The 16,234-nt window shown below is 68.5% G+C and carries 15 protein-coding genes; 7 read left to right on the top strand and 8 right to left on the bottom strand.

Going from position 1 to position 16,234, the window contains the following annotated elements:
• Window positions 1-2 precede the first annotated feature (2 nt).
• From OL599_RS08720 to OL599_RS08685, 8 genes are all read right to left on the bottom strand, one after another.
• Window positions 3-962 (bottom strand): sigma-54 interaction domain-containing protein, encoded by a 960-nt coding sequence (locus OL599_RS08720; protein ID WP_264713307.1) that lies wholly within the window; start codon window positions 960-962, stop codon window positions 3-5.
• Window positions 934-2,049, bottom strand: a complete 1,116-nt coding sequence (locus OL599_RS08715) for a C45 family autoproteolytic acyltransferase/hydolase (RefSeq protein WP_264713306.1) — start codon at window positions 2,047-2,049, stop codon at window positions 934-936. The genes OL599_RS08720 and OL599_RS08715 overlap by 29 nt, the downstream gene beginning before the upstream one ends.
• Complete coding sequence (locus OL599_RS08710) at window positions 2,046-3,038, bottom strand: ABC transporter ATP-binding protein (RefSeq protein WP_264713305.1); 993 nt, start codon at window positions 3,036-3,038, stop codon at window positions 2,046-2,048. Before OL599_RS08710 ends, OL599_RS08715 begins: the two co-directional genes overlap by 4 nt.
• Window positions 3,035-4,024 (bottom strand): ABC transporter ATP-binding protein, encoded by a 990-nt coding sequence (locus tag OL599_RS08705; protein WP_264713304.1) that lies wholly within the window; start codon window positions 4,022-4,024, stop codon window positions 3,035-3,037. Before OL599_RS08705 ends, OL599_RS08710 begins: the two co-directional genes overlap by 4 nt.
• Entirely contained in the window at window positions 4,017-4,865 is an 849-nt protein-coding gene (locus tag OL599_RS08700; RefSeq protein WP_264713303.1) for an ABC transporter permease, read from the bottom strand. The genes OL599_RS08705 and OL599_RS08700 overlap by 8 nt, the downstream gene beginning before the upstream one ends.
• Complete coding sequence (locus OL599_RS08695; protein ID WP_264713302.1) at window positions 4,862-5,869, bottom strand: ABC transporter permease; 1,008 nt, start codon at window positions 5,867-5,869, stop codon at window positions 4,862-4,864. Before OL599_RS08695 ends, OL599_RS08700 begins: the two co-directional genes overlap by 4 nt.
• A 36-nt stretch (window positions 5,870-5,905) precedes the next feature.
• Window positions 5,906-7,447: an ABC transporter substrate-binding protein gene (locus OL599_RS08690; protein WP_264713301.1), complete on the bottom strand. Its 1,542-nt coding sequence runs from the start codon at window positions 7,445-7,447 to the stop codon at window positions 5,906-5,908.
• Window positions 7,448-7,766: 319 nt separating this feature from the next.
• Window positions 7,767-8,507, bottom strand: a complete 741-nt coding sequence (locus OL599_RS08685) for an IclR family transcriptional regulator (protein ID WP_264713300.1) — start codon at window positions 8,505-8,507, stop codon at window positions 7,767-7,769.
• A gap of 236 nt (window positions 8,508-8,743) precedes the next feature.
• Between OL599_RS08685 and OL599_RS08680 the strand changes: the two genes are divergently transcribed.
• The 7 genes from OL599_RS08680 to OL599_RS08650 all read left to right on the top strand — a co-directional run bounded on the left by OL599_RS08680 (window position 8,744) and on the right by OL599_RS08650 (window position 16,213).
• On the top strand, window positions 8,744-9,418 hold the full coding sequence (locus OL599_RS08680; protein WP_264713299.1) for an RraA family protein: 675 nt from the start codon (window positions 8,744-8,746) through the stop codon (window positions 9,416-9,418).
• Window positions 9,415-10,677: an aconitase/3-isopropylmalate dehydratase large subunit family protein gene (locus OL599_RS08675; protein WP_264713298.1), complete on the top strand. Its 1,263-nt coding sequence runs from the start codon at window positions 9,415-9,417 to the stop codon at window positions 10,675-10,677. The genes OL599_RS08680 and OL599_RS08675 overlap by 4 nt, the downstream gene beginning before the upstream one ends.
• Complete coding sequence (locus OL599_RS08670; protein ID WP_264713297.1) at window positions 10,674-11,183, top strand: LeuD/DmdB family oxidoreductase small subunit; 510 nt, start codon at window positions 10,674-10,676, stop codon at window positions 11,181-11,183. The genes OL599_RS08675 and OL599_RS08670 overlap by 4 nt, the downstream gene beginning before the upstream one ends.
• Before the next feature lie 11 nt (window positions 11,184-11,194).
• Window positions 11,195-12,388 carry a pyridoxal-phosphate-dependent aminotransferase family protein gene (locus OL599_RS08665; RefSeq protein ID WP_264713296.1) on the top strand — a complete coding sequence of 398 codons (1,194 nt, stop codon included), beginning with the start codon at window positions 11,195-11,197 and terminating at the stop codon, window positions 12,386-12,388.
• A 106-nt stretch (window positions 12,389-12,494) separates the two neighbouring features.
• Window positions 12,495-13,475: an extracellular solute-binding protein gene (locus OL599_RS08660; protein WP_264713295.1), complete on the top strand. Its 981-nt coding sequence runs from the start codon at window positions 12,495-12,497 to the stop codon at window positions 13,473-13,475.
• Window positions 13,476-13,496: 21 nt separating this feature from the next.
• Window positions 13,497-14,561: an ABC transporter ATP-binding protein gene (locus OL599_RS08655; protein ID WP_264713294.1), complete on the top strand. Its 1,065-nt coding sequence runs from the start codon at window positions 13,497-13,499 to the stop codon at window positions 14,559-14,561.
• Entirely contained in the window at window positions 14,558-16,213 is a 1,656-nt protein-coding gene (locus OL599_RS08650; RefSeq protein WP_264713292.1) for an ABC transporter permease, read from the top strand. Before OL599_RS08655 ends, OL599_RS08650 begins: the two co-directional genes overlap by 4 nt.
• The last annotated feature ends 21 nt before the right edge of the window (window positions 16,214-16,234 follow it).

Raw genomic sequence — 16,234 nt, 5'->3', positions numbered from 1 at the left:
GGTCAGCGCATCCCAAGCTTGATCATCTGATGGCGAAGCGCGTGGCGCGACAGCCCCAGCAGCCCCGCCGCATGGCCCAGGCTGCCGCCGCTCTGGTCGAGCGCCCGGCGGATCAGGCGCGTCTGGAACGACTGGGTGGCGCGGTCGAAGTCCATCGCGTGGGGCGCCGGTTCGCCGGTCGCTTCCTCGGCGGCCTCGCGCAGGATGCGCGCCGGCAGATGGCGCACCATGATGCGCGGGTCGTCCTCAAGAATGAAGATGCGTTCGATGAGGTTCTCAAGTTCGCGGACGTTGCCGGGCCATGGATAGCGGCGGAAGATGCCGCGCACTTCGGGGTCGAACCCGGTGATCGCCCGTTCGTAGCGGGCACTGAATTTGCGCATGAAGTGCTCGGCCAGAATGAACACGTCGTCGCCGCGTTCGCGCAAGGCGGGGATGTTGATGGCGACAACCTGAAGCCGGTAGTACAGGTCCTCGCGGAACTTGCCGGCCTTCACCTCGGACAGCAGGATCTGGTTGGTGGAGGCGATGAAGCGCACATCGACGTGGATCGGCCGCACATCGCCCACGCGGCGGAACGTCAGCGTGTCCAGCAGGGTCAGCAGCTTGGCCTGCAGCACCGGTGACATCTCGCGGATCTCATCGAGGAAGACGGTACCTTTGTCGGCGACCTCGACCAGGCCGATCTTCTTGGTCAGTGCGCCGGTGAACGCCCCGCGTTCGTGGCCGAACAGTTCTGATTCCAGAAGGTTCTCGGGAATGGCCGCGCAGTTGACGTCCATGAAATTGCGCTGCGCCCGCGCCGATTGCTGGTGCAGCATGCGTGCCACCAGCCCCTTGCCGGTGCCGGTCTCGCCGTAAAGCAGCACCGTGCGCGCGGGGCTGCGCGCCACCCGCGCCACCAGCCGCCGCGTCTCGACGACCGAGGCATGCTCACCGACCAGATTCGTTTCGTACGCCATCCCGCACTCCCGCATCACGCGCGAGATCATAGCGCGACCAGGCGCCCTCGCAGGGGTTTCCGGTGGCGAAATGCAGCGTTTGCGCGGTGCAGGCGAAGATGGAGCAGGAGATTGTCGTGGAGCCCGCCTGGCCGCCGTGGCGGCACAATCCGGCGCCATCGGGCGTGTCATGGGAGGCCATTACGGCAGCAGCGGCGTCGAGGGAGGGGCACGCCTGCCGTGCGCCGAGCCAGCTGCTCAGTGTGGCCAACCTTGCCTGCGAGTCGTCGATGCCGGGGTCGCCGGGGTGCGCCGCCAGCCGGCCGATCAGTTCAGGGGACAGGAAATGGTTGGTGCGGGCGACCCAGCGCGTGGCCGGCCGCGCCACCGCGACTGCGGAATGCCCGATCTCGACGGCGGCGATGGCGCCGGTGGCGTCGGCCAGCACCAGGGTGCCGCCGCCGGCCTGGGGCATGCCGCGCAGCTCGTCGATCGCCGCCTCCACGCTGGCGCAGTGGGCGAGCAGGCGCGTCATCATGAAGTAGCGCAGCAGGCCGACGCCCTGGTCGGTGGTGACAACCTGGGTGTCCACCAGCGCGAAACCATCCGAGTTGATGCCGCTGGAATAGGCCCCCGGCGCACCGAGGCTGCCGACGCACAGCACGCTGCGGCCGCCCCAGGCGGGGTCGGTGTGGCGAAACACGCGCTGCAGCGGCAAAGCCGGGCCGCGCAGGTCGCGGTTCTTCACCAGCACGGCGCCCTGTGCCGGGTCGACATAGGCCCAGGCGCTGCAGCCGTCTACCGGAAGGCCGCCCAGCTGGCCGGCATGCAGGAAGGCGAACAGCGCGCGCGGATCGACGCCGTAGCCTTCGGCGACGCCTGCCATTTCGGCGATCCCCTCGGCGTCGTATCGGTTGGCGAACGCCCATTGCGCATCGAGGAACTTCGCGACGCGGGGGCGCGCCAGCAGGTCGCGCGCGCCGTCCAACCGCGCCGTCAGCTGGGCGCGCATGGCGGCCGCGCTGTCCGGGCACAGCGCCGCCTGGGCGCGGCCGCGTGCCTGCGGCGTGCCGCGCATGTCCAACGGCGCCGAAGCTGCGGGCGTCATGGCGCCGGCTCGGGGAAATGGTGGCAGGCGACCATCCGGTCCTCCTCGAGTTGCCGCCGCAGCGGCGCCACGCTACGGCACAGGTCGGTGGCGAAGCCGCAGCGCGTGTGGAAACGGCAGCCCGGCGGCGGGTCCATCGGCGAGGGCAGATCGCCGTGCAGGCGCACCCGTTCCTGCTGCTGGTCGGCACGGTCAACCCGCGGCACGGCGGACATCAGCGCGCGGGTGTAGGGATGGTACGGCCGGCGCAGCACCGCGCGGGCCGGCCCGTTTTCCACGATCTCGCCCAGATACATCACCGCCACGCGGTCGCTCACATAGCCGATCACCGCGATGTCGTGGCTGATGAACAGATAGGTCAGGCCAAGCTCGCGCTTCAGCCGCGCCAGCAGGTCGATGATCTGTGCCTGCACCGACACGTCCAGGGCCGAAACCGGCTCGTCGCACACGACGAACTCGGGATTCAGGATCAGCGCGCGGGCGATGCCGATGCGCTGGCGCTGGCCGCCGGAGAACTGGTGCGGATACCGGTCGGCATGGGCGGCGCGCAGCCCGACATGCTCCAGCATCTCCCGCACGCGCTCGCGCAACGCCGCCCCCTCGGCCAGCCGATGCAGGCGCAGCGGCTGCGCCAGAATCTCGCCCACGGGCTTGCGCGGGTTCAACGAGGCATAGGGATTCTGGAAAATGATCTGCATGCGCCGGCGCATCGCCTTCAGCCCGCCGGTGTCGAGCGCCGTGACGTCGACGCCACCGAAGGTCACGCTGCCGCTGTCCGGCTCGTGCAGACGCAGGATGGCGCGCCCCAGCGTGGACTTGCCGCAGCCGCTCTCGCCGATCAGGCCGAGCGTCTCGCCGGCGCCGACATGCAGGCTGACGCCGTTGAGCGCCTGCACCTTGCGCGGCGGTGCGCCGAACAGGCGCCCGAGCAGCCCCTGGCCCACCCCGTAATGTTTGACGAGGTCCTTCACGTCCAGCAGCGGGCTCATCGCGGCGCCTCCGCCAGTACGCAGCGCGCTGCCCGTCCTTCGGCGAAGGCGTGGAAGGGCACGGGATTGTGGCATGCCGTGCGTGCCATCGGGCAGCGCGGCAGGAACCGGCAGCCCGGCGGCAGGTCGATCAGGTCCGGCACCTGACCCTCGATCGGATGGATCGGCCGATCGAGATGCGACAATACCGGCACCGAGCGCAGCAATCCGGCCGTATAGGGATGGCGCGGGTCGCTGATCACCTGCGCGGTGGGACCGGATTCCACGATCTGTCCGGCATAGAGCACGGCCACCCGGTCGCAGTATTCCGCCACCACGCCGAGATCATGCGTGATCAGCACCACGCTCATGCCGAGGGTCGCGCGGATCGAGGCAATCAGTTCCAGCACCTGCGCCTGGATGGTGACGTCCAGCGCCGTGGTCGGCTCGTCGGCGATCAGCAGCTTCGGGCGGCAGGACAGGGCGATGGCGATCATCATGCGCTGGCGCATGCCGCCGCTGAACTGGTGCGGATAGTCGCCCAGGCGGCGCGCGGCGGCGGGAATGCCCACGAGCGTCATCATATCCACCGCGCGCTGGCGCGCCGCGCGGAGGCGGGCGCGGCCGGACGGCAGGTCGTCGCCATGCGCCAGCAGCACCTCCAGGATCTGCGTGCCGACGGTCAGCGCCGGATTGAGCGAGGTCTGCGCATCCTGCAACGTCATCGCGATGTCGCGTCCGCGCAGGCGGCGATAGGCCTGCGGGTCCAGCCCCACGAGCTCGCGCCCCTCGAAGCGGATGCTGCCGCCCTCGATGCGACCAGGCGGGCGGATGAGGCCCATCACGCCGGCGAAGGTGACGCTTTTTCCGGAGCCGGATTCGCCGACGATGCCGAGGCATTCACCCTCGCGCACGTCCAGGCTGACGCCGTCGACGGCGCGCACCAGGCCCTGGCGGGTCGCGAACGCGACACGCAGGTCGGCGATGGAGAGCAGCGGCTCAGTCATGGAAGCGCGGGTCCAGGGCGTCACGCACCGCCTGGCTTGCGACATTGATCGAGAGCACCAGGAGCAGGATCGCGAACCCCGGGAAGGTGCTGACCCACCAGGCGTCCAGGATGTAGCCACGCCCGTCCGCCACCATTGACCCCCAGGAGGCGGCCGGCGGCTGCACGCCCAGGCCCAGGAACGACAGGCTCGCTTCCAGGATGATCACCTGGGCAATGCGCACGGTCGCCACCACGATCACCGGCGAGAGGATGTTCGGCAGAACCTCGTGCGCCATGATGGTGGCGCTGGAGGCGCCGATGGCGCGCGCCGCCTCCACATATTCGGTCTCGCGCGCCGCCAGCGTCTCGCCGCGCACGACGCGGCAGGGCACGACCCATTCCTTGTAGGCGAGCGCCAGCACCATGTTCAGCACGCCCGGCCCCATCATCGCCATCAGCCCCACGGCGAAGATCAGGTAGGGAAAGCCCAGCAGGATATCGACCAGGCCGGAGATGACGCGGTCCACCCATCCGCGCAGATAGCCCGCGGCCAGCCCCGCCGCCACGCCGATCATGGTCGCGATCAGCACCACCACCACGCCGATGAAGATCGAGACGCGCGCGCCATAGATGATGCGGCTGAGGATGTCGCGGCCCAGCGCGTCGCAGCCCAGCGGGAAGGCCCAGTCCCCCTCCTCCATCCAGCCGGGCGGCTGCAGCCGGCGGAACAGGTCCGTCGCGCCCGGATCGTGCGGCGCGACCCAGGGCGCGAAGGCGGCCATCAGCACGAAGGCCAGCACCGTCAGCGCCGCCAGCCGCGCCAACCGTCCCGGCAACAATTCGGCCATGCGCGCGATCACATCCGCACGCGCGGATTGAGAACGGTGTAGAGCATGTCTGCCACGAAGTTCACCAGCACATAGGTGACCGCGTACAGAAGAACGGCCGCCTGCACGAGCGGATAGTTGCGCACGAAGATGCTCTCCACCACCAGCCGCCCCAGCCCGGGCCAGCCGAACACCGTCTCCACCACCATGTTGCCGCCCAGCAACGAGCCGGTCTCGATCGCCGCCACCGTCACCGTGGGTAGCAGCGCGTTCTTCAGCGCGTGCAAAGCGAGGATGCGCGTGCGCCCGAGGCCCTTGGCCTCCGCGAAGGTGATGTAGTCCTGGCGCAGCACCTCCAGCATCGAGGCGCGCGTCACCCGCATCAGGATCGCCGCCATCGGCAGCCCCAGCGTGATCGCCGGCAGCAGCAGATGCGCGAGCGCGTTGCCCAGGCTGTCCATCCGCCCGGCCAGCACGCTGTCGATGACGAGAAATCCGGTAAGCCCGGGCGGCTGGTGCGCGAAGTCGATGGCGCCGGACACCGGCAGCAGCCGCAGGTTCACCGCGAAGGCCAGCAGCAGCAGGATGCCGAACCAGAATCCCGGCAAGGACACACCGAACAGCGACCCCACGGTGGCCAGGCGATCCAGAATCCCCCCGCGATGCACCGCGGCGACCACCCCAAGCGGAATGGCCATAAACAGCGCGAACAGCAGCGCCGCGGCGCTCAACTCGATGGTGGCCGGCAGCCGTTCGGCGATCACGGCGGCGACCGGGCGGCGATGGAACAGCGACAGGCCGAACTCGCCTTGCACCGCGTGGCCTACGAAGGTCACGAAACGCGTCGGCAGCGAGCGGTCCAGCCCCATGTCGTGGCGCAGGCTGGCGACCTGCTCGGGGGTGGCGTTCTGGTTCGCCAGCATGATCTCGGCCGGATCGCCCGGGGTCAGCGACATCATCAGAAAGACGATGACGGTGACCCCGAACAGCACGGGAACCAGATGCAACAGGCGCTGCAGCAACGCAACGGATCGCATCAGCGGAACCCCTGACGGCGCGGCGCCCGCATCGCGCTACTGCACGCAGGCGTCGCGCAGGTTGAGCCAGCCGCTGGCGGCCGGGCTCCAGCCCGACAGCCGCGCCGACACGCCGTAGAGATCCTGCGGCAGCCACAGGAAGATCCACGGCGCCTCCTTGGTGACGATTGCCTGCGCCGTGCGGTAGATCGCCGCGCGCTTTGCCGTGTCGGTTTCGCGCCCACCTTCGGCCAGCAGCGCGTCCACCTGCTTGTTGGAATAGCCTGCGGAGTTGCCGCGCCCGCCGGTAGCCAGCGTCGGCTCGAAGATGTCGGTGGGGTCCAGCGAGCCGTTGCCCCAGGAGGTGATCCACATGTCGCCCTCCCGCTTGCCGTTCACCGCCCATTTGTCGCGGACCTGGGAGCCGTCGCCGACCGCCACCTTGGTACGGATGCCCGCCTGCGTCAGCAGCGCCGCGATCGCTTCCGCCATGTCCTTCTGCGGGCCGTCGGCGTCGAGCGTCACGTCGATGCCGTTGGGGTGACCGGCCTCCGCCAGCAATGCCTTGGCCCGGTTCACGTCATAGCCGTAGGTGGGCAGGTCGGGATTGAAGCCGAACGCCGCGGGGCTCATCACTCCGTTCAGCGGCTCGGCGCGCCCGTTCAGCAGCTTGGCGATGATCAGCTTGCGGTTCAGCGCGTGGTTGGCGGCCTGGCGCACCCGCACGTCGTTGAACGGCGCCCGGTTGTTGTTCAGCGCCACGAAGAAAGTGCGAGTGCCGTTCACCGCCATCACGCGGGTGTTCGGGTTCGCCTCCACGTTGCGGATGTCGTGTGCCGGCAGTTCGTTGATGATGTCCACATCGCCTGCCAGCAGGGCCGCCACGCGCGAGGCGTTCTCGGGAATGATCTTGATGATCACGCGGTCGGTGCAGGCCTTGCCGGCCACCGGGATCGCCGGGGCGCCGCCGAAATAGCCGGGGAAGCGTTCCAGCACCAGCGAGTCGCCGCGCCGCCACTGCACCAGCCTGAACGGGCCGGTGCCGTCTTCCTGCGTTGCCATGCCGGCGGCGCCGGCCTTCTCGGCGAAGCTCTTGCTGACCACCTCCTGGAAGGTGAGCATCGCCGGCAGGACCGGCCAGGGCTCGGACAGCTCGAAGCGCACGCTGCGGTCGTCCACCTTCACCACTGCCTTGGTGGGGCCCAGTAGACTTTTGCGCGGGCTGGTCTGGCCGCCCAAAGCGCCGTCGGTCAACAGCCGGGTGAAGGTGTAGACGATGTCGTCGGCGGTCATGGGCGCGCCGGAATGGAATTTCACGCCGCTGCGCAGCGTCACCTCCATGGTCCGCGGGTCGATCCATTGCCATGATTCCACCAGCTCCGGCACCAGCTTCATGGCGGGATCATGCGCGACCAGGCCATTGTACATGGTGCGCAGCACACTCTCGGTCTCGCGCGAACGGTGGTTGGCGGGGTCCAGCGTCAGCGGGTCCAGCGTGAAGCCGATCCGCAGCTCCGCGGCCTGCGCGCCGATCGGCGGCATTGCGCAGTGCAGTCCCGCAGCCGCGACGGCGGCAATGATCGCGTGTTTCAGTCGCATCGCGAAGCTTCCTTCCCTGAGGTCTACTGCCCTTATTGACGCGCCCGCATGCAACGCCACGCGCCCGCCCGGCACTGTTTAGCAAGCGATGTGCCATGCGCAGCCCAGGCCCGTCCAAGCAATACGGCGCACGGCCGCCGCGCCACGCAAACGGGCCGCGCCTGGAGCGCGCGTGCGCATGCGTGAAATGCACGCGCCTGTTGGCAGGGCGGGCCGATGCGTCGCGTTGACCGGATGAAGCAAACCGCGCCAGGGCAGGACGTCGTACGGCCCTTCCTCTGCGGCTGCTATCGTGAGCCGGTCAGCGAACGTCCCGCCGTCACGCCGCAGCAGACAAATGTTGAATACTGGGCGGGGCTGATACAGGTGGCATGGGTGCGCCGAGCACGCTCGACAAGCCGCGCGCGGCCTGGACCAATTCATCCGCCACGCTGACGATCACGTCCGCGGTGAACCGTTCCGCCGGGCCGCTCACCGTCAGCGCGCCGGCCAGCGCCTGTCCCGCACCGAACACCGCGGTCGACACCGATGCGGTCTGGGTGTCGTAGACCCTCGCGCTGGCGAAAACCAAAGTGCCGCGGCCGTCGTCCAGCCCCGGCCAGGCCGCGGTCTTCAGCACCTGCCCCGTCGACGTGCTGTCGAGCGCGACCAGGGCCGCCGGGCGCTGGAAATCCCGCACCGCCTGCGGCGATTCCACTCGGAACAGGCAAAGCCGGCTGTTCTTCTCGCGAATATGGAAGGCCGCACTCTCGCGCGTCGCCTCGGCCAGGCGCTGCAGAACCGGCAGCACGTGCTGGTCCAGGCGAAAATTGCTCCGATAGGTGGCGCCAAGCTGCATCACCTTCGCGCCGAGCTGATAGCGGCCGTCGCTGAGCCGGACGACGTAGCCAAGCCGCTCAAGCGACACCAGCAGCCGCAAGGCCGTGGGTTTCGCCAACGCCGTCGCCTTGGCGAGCTCGGCGAGGCCGCGCGAGCCGTCGCCGACGAACGCATCGAGCAACGTCAACGCGCGCTCGACGGCATTGACGCCCTGGGTCTTGCGAGTCGGAGCTGGCGGCATCTCTGGGCCTTGCGAGGGGCGCCCCCGCAGGGGCGAGGCTCCCATACACGCGCCGATTGCCGCCGGTCAACGCGCCGACATAGCGGCCTGCCGGTCCGGAAATGACCAGCACGACATGTTGACGGGGCGTGGAAGCCATTGCACGATAAGATATGCCGTTCCATCAGGCGGTATGACGGTCGTCCAAGCAAGGGCGATCCAAACGATCGCGGCATGCGGTCACGAGGGAGAACGCCATGGCTGCAGGTTTCAGGATCGCCCGTCGGACGCGCACGGTTGCACCCGGCCTGGTCACGAAATTCGCCACCGTTCCGGTCGCCAATGTCAGCGACGTCATGACCCGGATGACCGCCGGCGGCGCGCAGTTGCGCCCGCTGCATACCGGCGGCGGCCTGGCCGGGCCGGCGCTGACTGTGAAGACCCGGCCGGGAGACAACCTGATGGTCCACAAGGCCATCGACCTTGCAGCACCCGGCGATGTCATCGTGGTCGATGCCGGCGGCGATCTCACCAATGCGATCATCGGCGAACTGATGCTGGCACACGCCATCCGGCGTGGCGTCGGCGGCTTCGTGATCGACGGCGCCGTGCGCGACGCCGCGGCGATCCGCGCCGCACACCTGCCGGTGTTCGCCGCCGGAGTGACCCATCGCGGCCCGTACAAAGACGGCCCAGGCGAGATCAACCTGCCGATCGCCATCAACGGCATGGTCGTGGCACCCGGCGATCTCATTCTTGGCGACGAGGACGGCGTTCTCTGCGTGCCGTTCGACGACTGCGAGACCGTGCTCGCCGCCGCTTTGGCGAAGCAGGCGGCCGAGCTGCGGCAAATGGCGGCGACCCAGGATGGCAGCATCGACCGAAGCTGGGTCGACGCCTCTCTGGCGAGACTGGGCTGCGAACTGCCGTGACCGGCAAAACCATCAGCGAAAAGATCCTGTCACGAAAGTCCGGGCAGGATGCGCGTGCGGGCGACCTCGTCGTCTGCGCGGTCGACTGCGCGCTGGGTACCGACGGATCGGTCCCGATGGCGCTCGACTATTTCGCGCAGATGGGCGGCGAGCGCCTTCACGACCCGGCACGGATCGTGTTCGCTCTGGATCATTACGTTCCGCCCTCCAGCGCCAAGACGGCCGGGCTGCATCAGCGCATGCGCGCGTTTGCGGCGCTGCATGGTGTCGCGCTGCATGATGTTGGCGAAGGGATCGGGCACCAGCTGATCGTCGAAACCGGACGCGCCTTGCCCGGTGACCTGGTGGTCGGGGCCGACAGCCATGCGGTGACCTATGGCGCGCTGAACAGCTTCGCGACCGGCATCGGCTCCTCGGACCTCGCGGCCATCATGATCACCGGCCAGATCTGGCTGCGCGTGCCGCAGTCCATCCGTATCACGCTGACGGGACGGCTGACGGCCGGCGTCTATGCCAAGGATATCGCCCTGGCGCTCGCCGAGACGCTCGGCGCCGATGGCGCGGCCTATCAGGCGCTGGAATTCGCCGGCCCCGGCCTGCAACACCTTGAACTGGAGGACCGGCTGGTCCTGAGCAATCTTGCGGTGGAAATGGGGGCCAAGAACGGCATCTTTCCGGCCGACGCGCAAACCCGCGCTTATCTCGCCGGCCGGACCGCGCAGGCGTTCGAAGCAGTCGACCCCGACCCGGATGCGGCCTACAGCCGCGAGATCGTGCTCGACCTGGACGCGCTGACGCCCCGGATCGCGCTGCCGCATCTGGTCGACCGGGTCGTGCCGCTGCAGGAGGCCGCGCAGATTCCGGTGCAGATGGTCTATCTCGGCACCTGCACCGGCGGCCGGCTGCGCGACTTCCATCAGGCCCGCGACGTGCTGAAAGCGGGCGGCGGGGTGGCGCCGGGCGTGCAACTGGTGGTGACGCCGGCCTCGCGCGAGGTTCAGGACGCGATGGAGGCGGATGGCACGCTGGCCGATTTCGTCGCCCTCGGGGCGGAGATCGTGCCGCCCGGCTGCGGCTCGTGCTGCGGCACCTGCGGCGTGATTCCCGGCGACGGCGTCAACGTGGTCTCGACGGCCAACCGGAACTTCAAGGGCCGCATGGGCAACGCCTCGGCCTCGATCTTCCTGGCGTCGCCGGCCAGTTGCGCGGCGGCGGCCGTGCGCGGCGCGATCACCGACCCGCGCGAGATCACGCCATGACCGCGCTTGTGCTGCGCGGCCGGGCGCGGCTGTTCGGCGACGACGTCAACACCGACTACATCATCAGTTCCACGCGCAAGCGCGAGAGCCTCGATCCGCAGGTATTGCGCCAGTATCTGTTCGAGGGGATCGACCCTGCCTTCGCGGCATCGGTGGTACCCGGCGACCTGCTGGTGGCCGGCAAGAATTTCGGCTGCGGCTCGGCCATGGAAGTGGCGGTGACGACGGTCCTGGGCGCCGGGATCCCTGCGGTGCTCGCGCGCAGCTTCTCGCGCACCTACTACCGGAACGCGATCAACAACGGCCTGTTGCCGATCGTCTGCGACACCGCGCGGATCGGCGCCGGCGACTGGCTGGCGATCGATGGCGCGAACGGCATGGCCGTGCGCAACGAAACCACCGGCGAGACATTGCTGCCGGAACCGCTGCCGCCGATCATGCAGGCCATTCTCGCCGCCGGCGGGCTGGTTCCCTACATCCGAGAGCATGGAAGGTTTGTCGTCTGATGGACGATGGCATGACACGACACGACGCGCGAATTTCCGAGGTGCCATCCACCTACCGGCTGCGCCTGCCCGGGCCGACCGAGGTGCCGGAACGGGTCCGCCAGGCCATTGCACGCCCGGTCGTGAACCATCGCGGCCCCGAGTTCCGTGCCGAGCTGGCGCGGGCCGAGGAACTGCTGCAGCCGATACTGGGCACCGCCAACCGCATCCTGTTCTTCGCCTGCTCGGGCACGGGCATGATGGAGGCGGCGTTGGCCAATATCGTCAGCCCCGGCGCCGCTTTGCTGGTGGTGGCGCACGGCCAGTTCGGCGAACGCTTCGCGGCGATCGGCCGCAGCCTGCCGGCCAAGGTCGATGTGCTGGAAGTGCCATGGGGCGAAGCCGTCGACCCGGCCGTGATCGAAGCGCGCTTGCGCGAGACCGAGTACCGCGCCGTCGTTCTCATCCACAACGAGAGCTCGACCGGCGTGGTCAGCGACCTCGTCGCGATCGGCGCGGTGCTGCGCGACCACCCGGCGCTGCTGGTGGTGGATTCCGTGAGCGGCCTGGGCGGCGTGGAGATGCGCCAGGATGAATGGGGCGTGGACATCGTCGTCTCGGCCTCGCAGAAGGCGCTGATGTGCCCGCCGGGCCTCGGCCTTGCCAGCGTCAGCGCGAAGGCGTGGCGCGTGATCAACCGCGACGATCGCGTCGGCAGCTTCTATTGGGATTTCCGGCGCGCCCTGGCGGCGGCGGAAAAAGCGGAGACGGCGTTCACCGCACCGGTCGGGCTGGTCGGCGGGCTGTGCGAGGCGTTGGCGATGATCCATGAGGAAGGGTTGCCCAATGTCCTTGAGCGCCACCGCCGGCTTGCCGCCGCGCTGCGCGCCGGCGGTACTGCGCTCGGGTTCGGCGTATTCGGCTCTGCCCCGCTGCTGTCAAGCACCGTGGTGGTCTTCACGCTGCCGGCGCGCAGCGACGGCACGCAGATCGACGGTGGGCAGATCGTCCGCGATCTTTATGACCGGCACCGCACCGTGATCGCCGGCGCGCGCAACCGGCTGTCCGGCCGGGTGATCCGGATCGGCACGATGGGCGCGTTCGGGCAGGGCACGATCCTGACCGATCTGGCGCAGCTCGAAGGCAGCTTGATCCGGCTCGGCTGCCCGGTGACCCCGGGCGCCGGCCTGCTGGCCGCCAACGCGGCGCTCGCAACGGGCTGCTGAACGGCCGATGAGAGATCGCGTGTGCGGGGGGCACACGCGAGACGCTGCGCCACGGCGCAAAACAGGGGGACTTCGTAGAATGGTATCGCGTATCGGCTTGCTTCCCGTGGCAGTACTGGCCGCGGCTTGTCTCGGCCTCGCGGCCCCGGCACAGGCGCAGCAGCACGTCGTGCTGTATTCCGCGAACGACAACACCGTGAACAACATGATCTCCGAGGCCTTCACCAAGGAGACCGGCATCAAGGTCGATGTCGTCTCCACCGGTTCGGGCGTGCTGTTCCGCCGCATCGCCTCGGAGAGCGCCAATCCGCAGGCCGACCTGATCTGGGGCGTGAGCTCGGCGCTGCTGTCGCAGAACAAGGCGTATTTCCAGCCTTATGCCGCAAAGGAGAAGGCCGCGGTTCCGGCCGCTTATCGCGACCCGCAGGATCTGTGGATCGGCACCAACCTGCAGATCCTCACCATCAGCCAGAACACCAAGGCGATCCCCGCCGACCAGGGACCGCGGAGCTGGCAGGACCTGCTCGACACCAAGTGGAAGGGCAAGATCGCCTATACGGACCCGGCCAATTCCGGCTCGTCCTATGTCACCGCCACGACGCTGCTGTCGCTGTGGGGCGACAACGACGCCGCCTGGACCAAGGTCGGCACGCTGCTGGGCAACACCAAGGTGCTGAACCGCTCGACGCTGGTGTTCGACGGCAACGGCAGCGGCGAGTACCCGCTGGGGATCTCGCTTGAGTATGCCGGCAACCTTTGGGCCCATAACGGCGCGCCGGTGAAGGTGATCTATCCGTCCGACGGCACCGTGGCAGTGACCGAGGGTATCGCCATCATCAAGGGCGGCCCGAACCCCGAGCCGGCGCGCGCGTTCGTCGACTTCGTGAACCGCAAGGACATGCAGGAGATGATGCTGCGTGCCACCTTCCGCCGCCCGGCCCGCCAGGATATCGACCTGTCGACGGTGCCCGGCAACATGCCGGCCCTGTCCGCGCTGAAGCTCGTCAGCTACGACGACATGAAGTGGGACGCGGCGCGGCGCGACACGTTGGCGCGGCTGAAGACGCTGATTCAGAACACCCGCTAAGCAAGACGGATTGCACAAACAGTGACTACGATCCGGCTTGACGCCGTCAGGCGGACTTTCGGCGCGGTGCGGGCGGTCGACGACATTTCGTTGACCATCGGGCAGGGTGAGTTCTTCACCCTGCTTGGCCCGTCCGGGTGCGGCAAGACCACGCTGCTGCGCATGATCGCGGGCTTCTGCGACGTGGAGCAGGGCAGCGTATGGTTCGGCGACCAGCGGATCGACAAGCTGCCCGCACATCGGCGCAACACCGGCATGGTGTTCCAGAACTACGCGATCTTTCCCAACCTGACCGTCGCGCGCAACGTCGCCTACGGGCTGCGCGCGCGTGGGGTCGATCGCGCGCAGATCGCCACGCGGGTCGAGAAGGCCCTGCAGACGGTGCGGCTGGGCGGCTACGGCGAACGCTGGCCGCACCAGCTTTCGGGTGGGCAGCTGCAGCGCGTGGCCATCGCCCGCAGCCTGGTGATCGAACCCGCGGTGCTGCTGTTCGATGAGCCGCTGTCGAACCTGGACGCCCAGTTGCGCGTGCAAATGCGCGTGGAGATCCGGCAGCTGCAGCAATCGCTGGGGCTGACCGCGGTCTATGTCACCCATGACCAGGAAGAGGCACTCGCCATCTCGGACCGGATCGCCGTTCTGCGTGCCGGCCGGGTCGAGCAGGTGGGATCCCCCGAGGCGATCTATCGTGCGCCCGAGACGGCATTCGTGGCCGAATTCATGGGCGCCACGAACATGCTGCCCGGCGAGGCCGGGGCGTTCGACGGCACCACCACGCCGGTCGCGGCATGCGGCCACACCCTGCATGTGGCCGGGCAGGTGGCAGCGCCGGGAGCGAAGGTGATGCTGTCGCTCCGGCCGGAAACGCTGCGCCTGGTCGCTGCCGCCGCCGGCGGGCCGTGCCTCCCGGTGCGGTTGCAGCTACGGGAGTTTCTCGGCCCGATCGTGCGGCTGCACATGGTGCTGCCGGACGGCACGCCGATCCGCGTATCCGCATTGGCGGGACAGGATGCGGCAGCGATGCCGGAGGGTGATCTGGCGCTCGCATACGACCCGGCCCAGGTGGTGGCGTTCCCGGCGCCATGAAGAGTCTCGGCGGCATCGCCGCATTCCGCAACGCCACGACGCTGATCGCGCTGGCGTTCCTGGCGCTGTTCCTGCTCTACCCTTTGTGGCTGGTGCTGCAGAACAGCCTGCAGGATGAGGCCAGCGGCCAGTTCACGCTGCAGAACTTCACGCAGATCCTGTCCAGCCCCTACTACCTCGGCAGCTTCCGCAACAGCGTGGTCGCCGGCGCGTTGTCCACGGTGTTGGCATCGCTGATCGGCGTGCCACTGGCCTTCTGCCTTGCGCGGGTGGATCTGCCGGGCAAATCGGCCCTGATGACCCTGGCCTCGCTGCCGCTGGTGCTGCCCTCGTTCGTCAGCGCCTATGCGCTGGTGCTGCTGTTCGGCCATGCCGGAGTGGTGACGGTGGCGCTGCGGGCGATCGGCATCCCGATCGGCTCGATCTACGGGATGTCCGGGATCGTCATCGTTTTCACCCTGACGCTGTACCCGTACGTCCTGCTGCCGACCGTGGCCGGGTTCCGCGCGATCGACGTCTCGATCGAAGAGTCAGGCCGCAATCTCGGGGCATCGCGCTGGTACGTTTTCCGCACCGTGCTGTTGCCCGTGGTGATGCCCGCGATGCTGGCGGGCGCCTTGCTGGTGTTCATCGAGGCACTGGAGAATTTTGGCGTCCCGTCGGTGCTTGCGGAAGACAAGCCGTACCTGGCCGTCGATATCTTCAAGCTGTTCGCCGGCGAATCCGACAGTAACCCGGCAGCCGCCGGCGCGCTGAGCGTGCTGCTGGTGGCCACCACCGCACTCGTGCTGCTGCTGCAGCGGCATTATCTGGCACGGCGGCGCTTTGCCACCGGCGCCCGCCGGGCCCCACCCGCCATCCCGTTGAGCCGGCCCTGGCGGCTGGCGGCGAGCGTGTTCAGCTGGGGCATCGTGCTGCTGTCGGTGATGCCGTTCGTCGCGGTCGTCGTGATCTCGTTCCTGCGCTTTCACGGGCCGGTGTTGAGCTGGGAGTTCGGGCTGAACAACTACGCCTCGCTGCTGCGCGGCTCGTATCAACCGCTGTACAGCACGCTGCTGCTGGCGAGCATGGCGGCCCTGCTCGCGACATTGCTGGGCGCGCCGATCGGCTATGTGCTGACCCGCCATCGTACGCGCCTTTCCGGCCTGCTGGACGTGGTCGGCATGATCCCGTTTGCCGTCTCCGGCACCGTCCTCGCGATCGGGCTGCTGCTGGCGTTCAACAGCGGCTGGCTGGTACTGACCGGCGGCTGGCTGATCCTTGTGGTCGCCTATGTCGTGCGCAAGCTGCCGTTCAGCATCCGCTCCGCCAGCGCCATCGTCCACCAGATCGATCCCAGCCTGGAGGAAGCCTCGATCAATCTCGGGGTCTCGCCGCTCAAGACCTTCGTCACCCTCACCGTGCCGCTGATGCTGGGCGGGCTTGCCGGCGGAATGGTGCTGATCTGGGTGACGGCCGCCTCCGAACTCAGCTCCACGATCGTCCTCTACAGCAGCAAGTGGGCCACGATGACGGTGACGATGTTCCAGGCGTTGCAAGGAACCGGCGCCGGCGAGGCGGCCGCGGCGGCCTCGATCCTGATCGTCTTCACGCTCGTGCCGTTGCTGCTGGTTTATCGGCTGCTGCGCCGGCACGATGGATCGCTGTTGTAGGGCCACGCATTCGATGCCGAC

Origin of the sequence: Limobrevibacterium gyesilva (assembly GCF_025989185.1) — a bacterium.
GTDB classification, from domain to species: domain Bacteria; phylum Pseudomonadota; class Alphaproteobacteria; order Acetobacterales; family Acetobacteraceae; genus Limobrevibacterium; species Limobrevibacterium gyesilva.
Note: the sequence above shows the minus strand (reverse complement) of the source record. Positions and strands in the feature narration are given on the sequence as shown.

Coding starts and splice junctions, on each gene's coding strand:
- OL599_RS08720 (WP_264713307.1), bottom strand. CDS start 962: ATGGCGTACGAAACGAATCTGGTCGGTGAGCATGCCTCGGTCGTCGAG.
- OL599_RS08715 (WP_264713306.1), bottom strand. CDS start 2,049: ATGACGCCCGCAGCTTCGGCGCCGTTGGACATGCGCGGCACGCCGCAG.
- OL599_RS08710 (WP_264713305.1), bottom strand. CDS start 3,038: ATGAGCCCGCTGCTGGACGTGAAGGACCTCGTCAAACATTACGGGGTG.
- OL599_RS08705 (WP_264713304.1), bottom strand. CDS start 4,024: ATGACTGAGCCGCTGCTCTCCATCGCCGACCTGCGTGTCGCGTTCGCG.
- OL599_RS08695 (WP_264713302.1), bottom strand. CDS start 5,869: ATGCGATCCGTTGCGTTGCTGCAGCGCCTGTTGCATCTGGTTCCCGTG.
- OL599_RS08690 (WP_264713301.1), bottom strand. CDS start 7,447: ATGCGACTGAAACACGCGATCATTGCCGCCGTCGCGGCTGCGGGACTG.
- OL599_RS08685 (WP_264713300.1), bottom strand. CDS start 8,507: ATGCCGCCAGCTCCGACTCGCAAGACCCAGGGCGTCAATGCCGTCGAG.
- OL599_RS08680 (WP_264713299.1), top strand. CDS start 8,744: ATGGCTGCAGGTTTCAGGATCGCCCGTCGGACGCGCACGGTTGCACCC.
- OL599_RS08670 (WP_264713297.1), top strand. CDS start 10,674: ATGACCGCGCTTGTGCTGCGCGGCCGGGCGCGGCTGTTCGGCGACGAC.
- OL599_RS08665 (WP_264713296.1), top strand. CDS start 11,195: ATGACACGACACGACGCGCGAATTTCCGAGGTGCCATCCACCTACCGG.
- OL599_RS08650 (WP_264713292.1), top strand. CDS start 14,558: ATGAAGAGTCTCGGCGGCATCGCCGCATTCCGCAACGCCACGACGCTG.